Genomic DNA, 12,082 nt, shown 5'->3' on the forward strand with positions numbered 1-12,082 from the left:
GGTTTATGAAAAGCCAGGTTTATGAAAAGCCAGGTGGAACTGTGTACGTTGGCTGGCGGAAAAACCCCGGAACCCAACCGAATTGCCACCAGCGCCTGACTTTAGTCTCTAAAGAAGCCACCCTTACTGTGGCTTCTAACGTTGTATTGACTGATACTTATTGACTGATTCTTATTGACTGTCAGCGGCATGCTCACTCCCATGCATACAAACGAATGTTCATCCGTTCAGGAATACCTGCAAGCTCAAATCAGGACCATACCGGACTGGCCCCATAAAGGCATCCTGTTTCGGGATATCACCACACTGTTTGAAAACCCCGAAGCATGGCGCAAGACCGTGGATGTCATGGTTCAGCGTTATAAGAACCAGACGTTTGACCGAATTGGCGCTCTGGATGCCCGCGGTTTTCTGCTTGGCTCGACACTGGCCTATATCCTGAACAAACCACTGATACTGTTTCGCAAGAAAGGCAAACTACCCGGCAAAATCATCAGTGTTGAGTATGACCTTGAGTATGGAAAAGCCGTATTGGAAATGCATGAAGATACCATTAGGGCTGGTGAAAAAATTCTGTTGATGGATGACCTTATCGCCACCGGTGGCACATTACTCGCTGCCGACCAGCTGATCCGAAAAGCAGGAGCCAGCACACTGGAAGCTGCTGCCATTATCAATCTGCCTGACCTCAAGGGTGCTGACAAGCTCAATGCAGCAGGCATTCCAACCTATACCCTTTGTCATTTTGCCGGTGAATAAAACCATCATCAGTTCAGAATTTCAGGGATGATACGATACTTCTCTTAGATCCGGGTTATCATGACGCCCGGATCTGCCACAGGACGGCCCCCCGGAAAAAGGACTTTGCAAATGGGAATATGCGCCAAGGAGCTAAGGCATTACGTTGTCCGCCCCGCACTCAAGCATTTGGGCATGTGGAGTCCTACGGGTGAAAATCTGCTGCTTGGCACCGCAGCCAGAGAGTCCGGGCTTGGGTTTCACCTGAAACAGGCCAATCACCAGGCACTCGGTATTTATCAGATTTCTCCTCGCATGCACCGAAATATCTGGGACTTTTTTCTGGCCCCAAATGCCGACCTGTCCAGCAAGGTTCGAGGACTGGCCAGCCAGCGGGAGTTTCTTTGTCATCCTCACCATGAACTGGCAACCAACCTGGTTTACGCCTCTGCCATAGCTTGGCTAATCTATCACCGCACCGGTATTCAGATTGAAGAAACTGATAAAGAAGACATCACCGCCATGGGCAGGTTATGGCAAAGGCACTTCCACAGCAGAAATCCCGGAACCATTCAGAGCTTCTGCGAAAGCTATCAAAACATGATCATTGAATCAGGCTGCTCCACAGAGGAATCATCGTACTTTAACCGGGCTGCAGCCAAACCGGCCTGATAGTTTGGCAGTCTGTCTGCCGCCTTATCGGCTTCGTGATTCTCCCCCTATAATCCCCTGGCCTCTGCACATTGAACACATAGATCAGCATAGGGCATGACTTCCAGGCGCTTAACCGGAATTTCCTTGCCACAGGACAGGCAGAAACCATAATCCCCCTCACTTATGCGCTCAAGTGCGCGGTTAATTTTACCCAGCTCAATCACTGCCTCATTACCCAATGCATCAATAACCTCATCGTTCTCCCGTTCCTGCGCCTGCTCAGACCAGTCTGCACTGTTTTTTCGGGAAGCATCCATTTTAATTTTACCCAGACGCGTATTCAGCTCATCCCTGCGAACCATCAACCATTTCTGCCATTTATCATGATCTGTCATTTGCTACCCCTGAACAAAAATACGGTGGAATAATGCTGTTATTCCATAAAGAATATTTGTATAAAAAAGTCACTGTTCACCATAAGTAGTTAACCTGATGAAATCGTATTTTCTGACCAAGTTGTCAGTCACTCTGCTTCGTTGCAACTCCGGTCATATACTTCGTACTTTGCGCCTTGCATAGTAACTTGGCCAGAAATATACGATTCCATTTGGCCAATTACTTAAAAACAACGCTGCCTGCCAATACACAAGCGAAGATAAACACAGTCAAACAGACTGTCTCATTCGGGTCAGAATTCTTGAATTCAAATAGTAGATCATTGATACCGTAAACGTAAGTAATCAACTGAATGAAATCATCTTTTCTGGCCAGGTAATCATTGAAAAATATCTTTATACAACTTGGCTATAAAAGCCATTAACTTTCTACTAAAGGCAAGATGTTGCGCTTATGGTATTACTCCAGCTTGCATTTTTCTGCGTTAGTGCGAAGACCATTAAAAAAATCATCCAAATCCAACACATTTCTTTCACTTAAAGCAAATATTTCTTTAAATAAGGTTGCTCTATTTAGCTTACCCTTATGAATCTCTTCATTTTCAATCATATCGACAAATCTGGCCAGATTATCAAGTCGGTCTTCAAGACTGGTTAGCTGGCTTACTTGTAATGCAATGATTAAAAAATGTAGCGCAAAAAAAGTAGCATTATCGCCAACTTTTAAACCCATTCTGTTATTAAGATCTATCGCTAATGTACAAATATGCGCCTTCGGAAAATCATCAATTGAATCATCCCCACAGAAAAAACATAGATATTGAAACAACTGGACAAAATCAAATGACCGAGGGCTATAACAATCAGGTTTGCTATAACAGATCAGTTGTGACGGACTTTCAGATATTGCTATTAGCGGTATGACAGCATTATAATTCTGATCAACTTCAATTTCTGCTTCAATATCGAAGTGGTATTTCTGTGCTTTCTGTTTCATATCTTCGAGCCTGTCAAACAATCTCATTTGTGTTTCATTTTTAATAATTTTTTCCACCAAAATGTTATCTGATCTGAGAACAAGATAATTATTGACATTGATCGAACTAAAGGCGACAAAATCTTTCAATCCAAAGTGCTTGGAAATTTCAACTTTTAGTTCGTTGGCTAATGGAAAATAATTGTTTTCTGCAGGTTTTGAACTGACCTTTCTTAAGGGAGTGAATATATTGGCTTTTGTATTTATTCTAAATTCACTTGACCTTAAGTAATGAGAAAAATCGACATATCGATCAACAATAGTATTTAATGAATTCATGTCTAACCCCTTGATTAAAACCGCAACGAGCGCAACATTCGTTGTTATGATTAAGGCTCAAGTTGCCTTTATGCCAGTCCTGAATACACCCCGGAAACAGGAGAGTGCCTGTATCATTGCGACCAAAAAACCTGCACAGGCCGATAATAGCAGAGCTTGCTGCGTTCGTTGCTTTTTATTTTAACCGTTTTATTTCATCCTTATTGTGAGTAGTTTAACCAAATGAAATCATATTTTGATCAGTCACTCCCGGCAACTGCTCCTGCGTTGCTCCGGGAGAGTTTTGCTCAGTCGACCGTACTCCCGGCGCTCCCTCACAAAATCCCCTGGAACGACAAGATCCTGCGCAATGTTCGAGGCAGTTTATGAAATATCCGGGCTAAAACGTACAGCCAAAAATATACGACTCCATCTGGCCAACTACTCGTCATGCTTATAAGGCAGCTGTCGCAGGCAGGCCACACAATATTCGTTTCTGAGCAGTTGGGCAACTTCCAGGGGTGTTTTGCCAAGATTATTGATAGCCAGATGATCTGCACCGGCATTCAACAGTTGCCTGACAACTTTCAGGTTGCCACTGGCTGCAGCCAGATGCAGAACAGTATCGCCATTGTGATCGGGAATATCCAGGGCCGCATCTGCCTTGATCAGCAGACCGAGGCAAACATCAAAGGATAAATGCAAGCTGGAGAGATCAACGGCATAGTGCATGGCGGTAAAACCGAAATAATCTCTGATATCAAGCCGGGCACCCGCCTGAACCAGGGCTTTCAGGCTATTGCAACGGCGTTCAATCACAGCCAGATGCACTGCGGTCTTACCATCAATGGTGGTGGTGTCAAGATCGGCACCGAACCGTATAAACAGGGACAGACACCTGGAACTACCCGCAATGACGGCGGTATGAAGCACTGTGTTGCCCAACGAGTCCCTTGCCGAAAAATCAACGTTAGCCTCGACGATGGCTCTGGCGCACTCAAAAAAGTTCTCCCTGGTGGCAAGGTGCAGTGCTGTACTGCCGGTATCATTGTTGGTCGTGGCCCGGATATTGGCCCCCCGGCGGATCAGGGTTTTCAGGCTCTCAAGTTGCCCACGAGAGGCGGCAAGATGCAGTGCGTTCAACCCACTACTGGCGAACCCCTCGGTGCTGACTTTGCTGTCAATCAGGGATTCCAGACACTCACTACGCCCTCGCAGGGCAGCATAATGAATCGCAGCCCTGCCGGTGGTGCTTCTCACGTTAAGGTCTGCCCCGTGGTTGGCAAGTAACTGCAGACAGTGACATTGACCATTTCCGGCGGCATAATGTAGTGCCTCCCGGCCATCAAGGGAAGATAGCCTGATATTACACCCATGGCTGACAAGAATGGCCATAACGGTGTCGTGGCCGGCCCTGGTCGCCAGAATCAGCGGGGTCCTGCCCTGGCCGTCCACGGAATCAATCAAGCCCGGTTTCCGGACCAGTGCCCGGACACTCTCACAGCAGCCCTCCTGGGCAGCTACGTGCAGTGCCGTTCTGCCTTTGCTGTCCCGAATGGCAGGGTCTGCCTTCCCCCGTAACAAAGTTTCCAAAAACCTGCCGTCTGCTGACTTGACTGCCAGGTGCAGGGCTGTATCGCCATTGCGTGTGGTGACATTGAGATCCGCACCAGAGTGAACCAGGCAATTAACCACATCAAAGCGGCCATTGACCAAGGCAATATGCAGTGCCGTCATGCCGTCATGGCTGGCCACGTGGTCCAGCTCTCCCCCCGCTGCAACCAAAGCCTTGACGCAATCATTGTGCCCATTGCCAGCGGCCATATACAGCAGACGAACATTATGACCAGTGTCGCCTGTACGAAACCGGGTAAAGACAATGCCCGGGTCCAGGCTCAGTAGCTGCTGAAGATTTGCCAGATTTCCATAGCGACAGGCGTGCAATGGTATAGATTCGCTGTGCGCTGAGGACTCATAGAGCCGCGCCCCTTCCTCTCGCGTAAGTGGCACCGCAAAATCCTTGCAAACCGGACAGGTTCGTCCGGCCAGCGGTTTACTGTCAAGCCAGGGAGTCAGGCAGCGCTCGTGATAACGGTGTTTGCAAGAGGTCACCATTACCCCCCTGCTGCCAAACAATCCAACCAGACAAATCGGGCAGATATTATTGAATACCTGTTGTGCCGTTTCGGCAACCGGAGACATTGAGTTTTCCATTAGTAATAGGCTCACCGGGGAGATGAGAAAAGTTATGGGTAGTTACTGTGGACAAGAAAATCAATGCCCGGTTCCTGAACGGAAGCAGAATATATCTCTCCCGCTTAAAGCTCTGATGAACTCCGGGACAGTTCCTGTAAAATTGACCAGGATTCACGGGAATTTAAATAGTTATAATTTTTACCATGTCATCGGTATCAATGGGATCAGGAATATTCCCTGAAAAGATTGTTTTATTATCCTCATACTCATAGGACTTGCGCTCGCCTGAACGATCTATTCCAAGCTCTTTAAAATTGAACAGCTCAGTATCAGCCATCTGAGATGGCGCTATATTCTGTATAGCGGTAAAAATTGACTCAATCCTGCCCGGATTCTTCTTATCCCACTCAGCCAACATAGCCTTGATGTTCTGTCGCTGCAGGTTCTTTTGTGAGCCACACAGGTTGCATGGAATAATCGGGAACGCCATTTGTTCAGCAAACCGTTTTATATCCTTCTCACGGCAGTAAGCCAAGGGGCGAATAACCACGTTCCGCCCATCGTCTGATAATAACTTGGGCGGCATAGCGGCCAGCCTGGAGCCATAAAACATATTCAGAAACAGGGTTTCTACTATGTCGTCCTTATGATGACCAAGGGCAATTTTGGTTGCGCCAATATCTTCGGCAAATGCATACAAGGTGCCACGGCGCAAGCGCGAGCATAAACCACAGGTTGTTTTACCCTCCGGTATCTTCGACTTGACCACCGAATAGGTATCCCTGTTAATAACATGGTAAGGAATATTCAAGGCATCCAGGTATTCTGGCAGAATATGCTCAGGAAAACCCGGTTGTTTCTGGTCCAGATTCACCGCCACTAATTCAAACGCTATTGGTGCACTTTTCTGGAGACTCTGCAAAATATGAAGCATGGTGTAGCTATCAGCGCCACCTGATAAACAGACCATCACTTTGTCGCCATCCTCGATCATATTGAACTCGTCAATAGCCTGACCTGCGTGGCGGCGCAGCTTTTTTTGCAGCTTGTTAAATTCTGTCTTTGCAGTTCCAGAAACCGAAATCGTCATATTATCCTGAGGAAGTCTAAAGAAAGATTTGATTATAACTATTTGTCAATCTTTCACCAGTCTGACCGTTTGCTATCCAGTTACGGACATTCACTACAGGGGATTCGGAAACAAGCTCAAATGGCATAAGTTGTTTTTCATAAGACGCACGTCCTACGATATATAAAATGGCCCAGCCAAAAGATTACCAGACAACCCATGAAGAACCAGGCACTTGGTAGCAAACCATTCATGAATGATCAATATGCCACTGCGAAAGGGATTACCCTTGCCCTGCTCTCGGCACTGGCAGCCAGTACCGCTGGTGTTGCCACCAAGGTAATAGCAGACGACGTGCCCATCGCTATTGTTGTTTTGTTTCAGTACGGCATCTGCCTGTTTATTCTTTCGCCTTTGCTATTGAAATACCCTGTCTGCCACTGGTATACAAAACACTTGGTTATCCATACCGTCCGGGGTGTTTCAGGCTGGCTCTGTTTTTTTACCTACTACCTGGCTATTCAACATATTCCCCTGGTGGATGCCTCTTTGCTGCGTAACACGGCACCTTTGTTTGTACCATTATTTGTCTGGGCCTGGATAAAGATAACCATTCCAAGGGGACAGTGGCTGCCTATTATTATTGGCTTCGCGGGGATTTTGCTGATCTTGCGACCGAGCACAGAAGGCATGGAATTTTGGCATATCGCAGGGTTGCTGTCTGGCGTATTTCTTGCCCTTTCCATGGTCAGCACCCGGGTCCTTTCAGCCACTGAAGTAACCCATGTGATTTTGTTTTACTATTTTTTCATATCCTTTCTTTGCAGCATCCCATTAGCGATCCTTGACTGGCAGCCTATTCCCTACTGGACTCTGCCCTTTTTACTCTGCATTGGCTGCTCAATCTCGTTGACCATGTGGTGTTATACCCGGGCGTTGACCCTTGCCAGTGCCGCAATCGTGGCGCCTATAAACTACTCCGGTGTTGTATTTTCAGGAATTATGGGCTGGCTGATCTGGAGCCATATTCCAGACGGATTGGCACTGACAGGTATTCTGCTGGTCATTGCTGCCGGGCTGATTACAGCGTTCCGAAACAGCAGGAGTGCGCAGCAAACATAGATGGATGTTAACCGGCATAGCCAGGAGATTTACCCGATACTTCTGATTTACCTATGTTATAAATGATGAATCATTTACCCGTTATTGATAGCAAGGAGTGGTATTGCCCCCCTTGTAGAGCGTACACAATATAAGGCACAGTACATATGAATGACATTATTGACCTGCCAAGAGAAAGGGGGCGAGAAAGACAGAAAATTCGTTGAGCCACTGGCACGTAGCCTGGATTTACTGCAGGCTTTCAGTCAACAGGGCGGCGTTCTCGCTAATCAGGACCTTGCCAGAATTACCGGGCTTCCCAAACCAACCATCTCCCGTTTGACTTACACACTGACCCGGCTGGGCTATCTCGTAGCACCTGGAAAAATATCAGCTGGACGTCGGTGTGCTGTCACTGGGTTACGCCTACACCTCCAATCTCAACGTGCGTAAAATTGCCAAGCCTTATATGGAAAAAATGGCCGCTCAAGCCAATGTCTCTGTAGGGCTGACCATCCGCGAGCGTCTGTCGATGATTTACGTTGAGAATTGCCGCAACGAAAACACCCAGGCCCTGCGCATGGATGTTGGCTCACGATTGCCACTGGCAACATCCTCCTCCGGGCGTGCTTACCTTGCTGCCCTGTCCGACGACGAAAGGCAGCAGATTACGTCACTTGTGGAACAACACGCAGGTGATCACTGGCCAGTGTGGCAAGAAAGCATCCACAAGGCTGTTGATGAGTATCAGGAAAAAGGCTTCTGTACATCCCTTGGTGACTGGAGCGTTAATGCCGTTACTGTCCCTCTCAGACTTCTGGACGGCCGGGTTATGGCAATCAATTGCGGTGGTCCAAAATTCCTTATTTCCGATGAGATGATAATGAAGTCGCTGGGGCCTCAGTTGGTTCATGTGGTACGGGATATTGAAGCTGGTGTCTAACCCCCGTCCTATCAGGCGTGAGATAAAATAAAAAATCAAACTCACGGTACGGTTGGCATACCGGCGGTGGGAACCGCGTTAAAAGTCATCGATTGAAGATGTGGTATCCAAACATGAGAAAGTCCAGAACTGCGCCGTTATTGGTGTCCCTGACGAAAAAAACCGGCGAAGCCATTAAAACTCTTTGTTATTTCTGATGATAAACCGCTCTCGGCTGAAGGAGTCAGGGAATATTGCCGCCTCAACCTTACAGGTTACAAAATACCGAAACAGGTGGAGTTCCGGGATGAACTACCAGTGACGCCTGTTGGTAAAGTACTGCTCAAGGAGCTTCGTTCGCAAGAGATGAAAGCACAAGGCACCCGTTGAATCCGGCTGAGCAGTAACTCAAAAACATCCTCAAATACTTTTCCCTACCCAGTAGGTGGGGTTCACCAAACCCCGGGGGATATATTTTCCGGCAAGCCACATGGCAGCACCAAACAGTATTACCTGTAGTGGCCGGGGAATTTTTAGCTCAAGCGCTTGCACGGCGTTTTCCTTTATCTTATTTTTATCCGAAATTTGGCACGCCATTCTACCGCACCATTTGCTTTCAATCCTGACCGGATAATAAACTCCCTCCTCTATTTACTAGCGTTGATGACTGATGACTTACAAACTCAACGACAAACAGTTCGAATCCATTGTGCAGCTGGCTGACCATGAGCGTTACGATTACTTTCTGAAAAAAGTGACGGAATGGGAAGAGATCTGGAGCTTGTACAGCCCGGAGGGTTGGGTAGAGCTATCATCCAGTGACGGGGAAGAGTGTCTGCCCATCTGGCCCCATCCGGATTTCGCAGGGGCCTGGGCCGTGGCTGACTGGTCAGACTGCCAGCCAAAAGCCATTAACCTGGAAGTCTGGCTGGAACGCTGGACGCCGGGTCTGGAGCGGGATAACACTATGCTGGCGGTGTTCCCGGTTAATGAAGAAGAAGGGCTTGTAGTGACCCCTTCTGAACTGCAGGAAGCCATTCTTGGCGAGTTACAGCAGGGATAAACTCAATGGGCCATATGCTGGCCCTTGATCTCATCGGTGGCATGAGCAACGACGCTCTTCTGATCACCATTACTGAAGGTGATAGTCACCGGCACTTCACTGTTCCTGGCGATAGGCTTGTCAAGACCCATCAGCATAACATGATAGCCACCGGGTTTTAGCTCCAGGGTATCGCCAGGCTTGATGGTGAGGTTATCCACCCGGCGCATTTTCATCATGCCATTGTTCATTTCTGTGGTATGCAGTTCTGTTTTCCTGGCAACAGGGCTGCTCAATGAGCGAATCTGTACGGCCTCATGGGTACCATTACGGATGGTCATATAAGCCGCTGAGGACGACATACCCGGCCTGGTAGCACGGGCACTGGCATTGAGTAGCTGCACCGATTGTGCAGAGTTCCCTGCCAAGTGTCCATGACTGTCCCCAGCCATTGTAGTATGCGCCGTTAATAGCACCATCAGAGCCATCATACTATTGGCGAACGTTCGCATAATCCGGACTACCCCGGGGTTCAACATCATTCCACTTGCCATTATTCAACTCCAATGATCGTTAGAAATATGATGGGAGAAAAGCAATCTGCCAGGAGTTTGCTTCTAAAGTTGTCCAGTCCAAAAAGAACAACATTAACCGCTTCGTTAACCGCTCCCTTAACCACATATCCGGTTTCAACTTTCAGCCTGGCGATCCAGGCCATGCTACTGCCAGAGGTACCAAAAGTGACACCGGCGATACCAGTATAGGAACTGTCCCGAAATAACTTCAACATTTCTACAGGCGCCATTCACTGCCCGAAAACCGGTAACCAAAATTTACTTGCGGGCAGGCATTATAAGCTTTTTACTGACCATGAGCAGAAGAACATTCTCCAGAAACAAAGTTTAGAGGCAAAAGTAGCCGTGGCAAAAGAGAACCATCCGCTGTCTCTGTTCGACAGTCATTGCCATCTTAATTTTTCAGATTTTGACAATGACCGCCTCACGGTGTTGACCCGGGCAAAGCAGGCAGCAGTCGGTCGCATCTGTATTCCTGCCACTCAACAGGTGGAATGGCTTTCCCTGATTAATGCGTCAGAATTGTGGTCGCAAGTCAGCCCTGTGAGCATCGTAGCAGCCCTGGGGCTCCATCCCTGGTTTATTGCCGGGCACAATCCCGGGCATCTGAAGGTACTGGATAAACTATTACAACAACGTCCCGCCAGGGTGGTTGCCATAGGGGAAACCGGGCTGGATTTTTTTGACCGAAACATGACTCCCGAGACCAGGGCCAAACAGCTCGCACTGTTTACCGGTCAGGTTGAACTGGCCTGCCTGCATCAGATGCCACTGATTATTCATGGCCGCAAAAGCCATGATGACATTCTGAAAGTTCTGCGACGATACAAACCTGGGCGAGCCGGAATTATTCATGGGTTTTCCGGTAGTGAACAACAGGCCGGGGAGTATCTGAAATTAGGCTTCAAGCTTGGGTTTGGCGGTGGTATTACTTACCCGAGAGCCAGTAAAACACGACACTTGGCAGCTACCATGCCAATCGACAGTATTGTGCTCGAGACAGACGCTCCGGATATGCCATTGAATGGCTATCAGGGACAAAGGAATGAACCGGGAAGAGTGAAACTGGTTGCTGAGTGTCTGGCCAAGCTCAGGGGAGTCTCTTTGCCAGAGGTGGCGGAGGCCACCTCGCATAACTGTCGTACTCTATTCAGAATATGACAGCCAGTGGCTTGTTCTGACCAATGACAGATTTTTTTTAAACAATTTCCAGCTGGTAATCCAGCATCCGGTCGCCATCGAACAGATAGCGTCCTGTAAACTTGTTCCCTTTCAGCATTTCAGGTAACCAGACAATGTCGTCTGCCCACATGTCTTCATAGGGGATTAGGTCAAGGGAGAACCACAGCGGTATAGCCTCATCTGTCTCTTGCGGTGAGCCGGTGAAATCCCTTGCCATATAGGTATACACATGAATAGAGTAGCCATCGGTGAACTGGAAACGGCTCTCCCCGCAGAACTCAGGGTTAACCGGCGTGATGCACAGCTCCTCCTGCACTTCGCGGATGGCACACGCCAACAGGGTTTCATTTGGTTCAAGTCGCCCACCTGGCCCGTTGATTTTTCCTGCCCCCAGGCCACGCTTTTTACGAATCAGCAGAATTTGCCCATCTTTTATCACAAAGGTCAGCGTAGCTGAGTCTGCTCCCTGCCACGTGCCCCAGTCGATATCCTGCAGTGATTGCATGCATTATTTCCTGTATAAAGTAGCTAACCATACGAAATCATACATTTCTGACTCCTTGTGTCGGCGCTCCCGACAACCCGGCAACTGCTCCTGCGTCCATGCAGTCGTGCTTCGTTACAACTCCGGTCACATAGCTAAAGCTATGCTCCCTGCGTTGTGCCTCACATAGTACCAGCCCATGTAGCCAGAAATATTCGATCCTTTAATGCCAGCTACCCATGATTGTCAAATATTAATATTTTGAACTTTTAGTGATTTCGTGAATCTAAACTTTTGCAGAGTTGGAGTCGCTGTCTTCGAGTCGCTGTCTTCGGTGTTTGTCGAAGCCAGCTAAAATCATGACTTGCTATTGGTTAACTACTTAGGAGTTGTCTGGAAATAACTTCCCTATTTCTATTGCCTGACTGGA

Annotated in this window: 16 protein-coding genes; 8 read left to right on the plus strand and 8 right to left on the minus strand. The window is 48.0% G+C overall.

What is annotated here, in order from left to right; genetic code table 11:
* The first annotated feature begins 201 nt into the window (after positions 1–201).
* Both KDK14_RS12635 and KDK14_RS12640 read left to right on the plus strand, forming a co-directional pair.
* The gene (locus KDK14_RS12635; protein ID WP_257265495.1) at positions 202–759 is read left to right on the plus strand and encodes an adenine phosphoribosyltransferase; all 558 of its coding nucleotides are present in this window, start codon (positions 202–204) and stop codon (positions 757–759) included.
* Between the two features lie 111 nt (positions 760–870).
* On the plus strand, positions 871–1,410 hold the full coding sequence (locus KDK14_RS12640) for a hypothetical protein (RefSeq protein ID WP_257265497.1): 540 nt from the start codon (positions 871–873) through the stop codon (positions 1,408–1,410).
* Between the two features lie 47 nt (positions 1,411–1,457).
* Here KDK14_RS12640 and KDK14_RS12645 read toward each other — a convergent pair whose 3' ends face one another.
* The 4 genes from KDK14_RS12645 to ttcA form a co-directional block, all read right to left on the minus strand.
* On the minus strand, positions 1,458–1,787 hold the full coding sequence (locus KDK14_RS12645) for a TraR/DksA family transcriptional regulator (protein ID WP_257265498.1): 330 nt from the start codon (positions 1,785–1,787) through the stop codon (positions 1,458–1,460).
* A 460-nt stretch (positions 1,788–2,247) separates the two neighbouring features.
* Positions 2,248–3,102 (minus strand): hypothetical protein, encoded by an 855-nt coding sequence (locus tag KDK14_RS12650; protein ID WP_257265499.1) that lies wholly within the window; start codon positions 3,100–3,102, stop codon positions 2,248–2,250.
* Positions 3,103–3,522: 420 nt separating this feature from the next.
* Positions 3,523–5,283, minus strand: coding sequence for an ankyrin repeat domain-containing protein (locus KDK14_RS12655; RefSeq protein ID WP_257265500.1), 1,761 nt, complete (start codon positions 5,281–5,283; stop codon positions 3,523–3,525).
* A gap of 175 nt (positions 5,284–5,458) precedes the next feature.
* Positions 5,459–6,367: a tRNA 2-thiocytidine(32) synthetase TtcA gene (gene ttcA / locus KDK14_RS12660; RefSeq protein WP_257265501.1), complete on the minus strand. Its 909-nt coding sequence runs from the start codon at positions 6,365–6,367 to the stop codon at positions 5,459–5,461.
* A 198-nt stretch (positions 6,368–6,565) separates the two neighbouring features.
* Between ttcA and KDK14_RS12665 the strand changes: the two genes are divergently transcribed.
* The 4 genes from KDK14_RS12665 (at position 6,566) to KDK14_RS21775 (ending at position 8,568) form a co-directional block, all read left to right on the plus strand.
* A complete protein-coding gene (locus tag KDK14_RS12665; protein WP_257265502.1) occupies positions 6,566–7,468 on the plus strand; it encodes a DMT family transporter in 903 nt (300 codons plus the stop codon).
* Between the two features lie 150 nt (positions 7,469–7,618).
* The gene (locus KDK14_RS21770) at positions 7,619–7,900 is read left to right on the plus strand and encodes a helix-turn-helix domain-containing protein (RefSeq protein WP_373691074.1); all 282 of its coding nucleotides are present in this window, start codon (positions 7,619–7,621) and stop codon (positions 7,898–7,900) included.
* Positions 7,854–8,390, plus strand: coding sequence for an IclR family transcriptional regulator C-terminal domain-containing protein (locus KDK14_RS12670; protein WP_257265503.1), 537 nt, complete (start codon positions 7,854–7,856; stop codon positions 8,388–8,390). The genes KDK14_RS21770 and KDK14_RS12670 overlap by 47 nt, the downstream gene beginning before the upstream one ends.
* 91 nt (positions 8,391–8,481) lie before the next feature.
* A complete protein-coding gene (locus KDK14_RS21775) occupies positions 8,482–8,568 on the plus strand; it encodes a hypothetical protein (protein ID WP_373691075.1) in 87 nt (28 codons plus the stop codon).
* 221 nt (positions 8,569–8,789) lie between these two features.
* On the opposite strand, the gene KDK14_RS12675 is transcribed toward KDK14_RS21775, so the two are convergent.
* Positions 8,790–8,966, minus strand: coding sequence for a hypothetical protein (locus tag KDK14_RS12675; RefSeq protein ID WP_257265504.1), 177 nt, complete (start codon positions 8,964–8,966; stop codon positions 8,790–8,792).
* A gap of 73 nt (positions 8,967–9,039) precedes the next feature.
* Here KDK14_RS12675 and KDK14_RS12680 point away from each other — a divergent pair, with 73 nt between their 5' ends.
* Positions 9,040–9,432, plus strand: coding sequence for a DUF2750 domain-containing protein (locus KDK14_RS12680; RefSeq protein ID WP_257265505.1), 393 nt, complete (start codon positions 9,040–9,042; stop codon positions 9,430–9,432).
* Between the two features lie 2 nt (positions 9,433–9,434).
* Here the strand turns inward: KDK14_RS12680 and KDK14_RS12685 are convergent, their stop codons facing one another.
* Together KDK14_RS12685 and KDK14_RS12690 are read right to left on the minus strand one after the other, a co-directional pair.
* Positions 9,435–9,965 (minus strand): copper chaperone PCu(A)C, encoded by a 531-nt coding sequence (locus KDK14_RS12685; RefSeq protein ID WP_257265507.1) that lies wholly within the window; start codon positions 9,963–9,965, stop codon positions 9,435–9,437.
* The gene (locus KDK14_RS12690) at positions 9,965–10,201 is read right to left on the minus strand and encodes a hypothetical protein (protein ID WP_257265508.1); all 237 of its coding nucleotides are present in this window, start codon (positions 10,199–10,201) and stop codon (positions 9,965–9,967) included. Before KDK14_RS12690 ends, KDK14_RS12685 begins: the two co-directional genes overlap by 1 nt.
* 130 nt (positions 10,202–10,331) lie before the next feature.
* Between KDK14_RS12690 and KDK14_RS12695 the strand changes: the two genes are divergently transcribed.
* Complete coding sequence (locus tag KDK14_RS12695; RefSeq protein ID WP_257265509.1) at positions 10,332–11,147, plus strand: TatD family hydrolase; 816 nt, start codon at positions 10,332–10,334, stop codon at positions 11,145–11,147.
* Positions 11,148–11,184: 37 nt separating this feature from the next.
* Here KDK14_RS12695 and KDK14_RS12700 read toward each other — a convergent pair whose 3' ends face one another.
* Positions 11,185–11,673, minus strand: a complete 489-nt coding sequence (locus KDK14_RS12700; protein WP_257265510.1) for an 8-oxo-dGTP diphosphatase — start codon at positions 11,671–11,673, stop codon at positions 11,185–11,187.
* Between the last annotated feature and the right edge of the window lie 409 nt (positions 11,674–12,082).

The organism is Endozoicomonas sp. ONNA2 (assembly GCF_024606365.1).
Classification (GTDB): domain Bacteria; phylum Pseudomonadota; class Gammaproteobacteria; order Pseudomonadales; family Endozoicomonadaceae; genus Endozoicomonas.

Excerpts from the sequence above, each read along its gene's own strand:
- KDK14_RS12635 (WP_257265495.1), top strand. The coding sequence starts at position 202 with ATGCATACAAACGAATGTTCATCCGTTCAGGAATACCTGCAAGCTCAA.
- KDK14_RS12640 (WP_257265497.1), top strand. The coding sequence starts at position 871 with ATGGGAATATGCGCCAAGGAGCTAAGGCATTACGTTGTCCGCCCCGCA.
- KDK14_RS12645 (WP_257265498.1), bottom strand. The coding sequence starts at position 1,787 with ATGACAGATCATGATAAATGGCAGAAATGGTTGATGGTTCGCAGGGAT.
- KDK14_RS12650 (WP_257265499.1), bottom strand. The coding sequence starts at position 3,102 with ATGAATTCATTAAATACTATTGTTGATCGATATGTCGATTTTTCTCAT.
- KDK14_RS12655 (WP_257265500.1), bottom strand. The coding sequence starts at position 5,283 with ATGTCTCCGGTTGCCGAAACGGCACAACAGGTATTCAATAATATCTGC.
- ttcA (WP_257265501.1), bottom strand. The coding sequence starts at position 6,367 with ATGACGATTTCGGTTTCTGGAACTGCAAAGACAGAATTTAACAAGCTG.
- KDK14_RS12665 (WP_257265502.1), top strand. The coding sequence starts at position 6,566 with ATGAAGAACCAGGCACTTGGTAGCAAACCATTCATGAATGATCAATAT.
- KDK14_RS21770 (WP_373691074.1), top strand. The coding sequence starts at position 7,619 with ATGACATTATTGACCTGCCAAGAGAAAGGGGGCGAGAAAGACAGAAAA.
- KDK14_RS12675 (WP_257265504.1), bottom strand. The coding sequence starts at position 8,966 with ATGGCGTGCCAAATTTCGGATAAAAATAAGATAAAGGAAAACGCCGTG.
- KDK14_RS12680 (WP_257265505.1), top strand. The coding sequence starts at position 9,040 with ATGACTTACAAACTCAACGACAAACAGTTCGAATCCATTGTGCAGCTG.
- KDK14_RS12685 (WP_257265507.1), bottom strand. The coding sequence starts at position 9,965 with ATGGCAAGTGGAATGATGTTGAACCCCGGGGTAGTCCGGATTATGCGA.
- KDK14_RS12690 (WP_257265508.1), bottom strand. The coding sequence starts at position 10,201 with ATGTTGAAGTTATTTCGGGACAGTTCCTATACTGGTATCGCCGGTGTC.
- KDK14_RS12700 (WP_257265510.1), bottom strand. The coding sequence starts at position 11,673 with ATGCAATCACTGCAGGATATCGACTGGGGCACGTGGCAGGGAGCAGAC.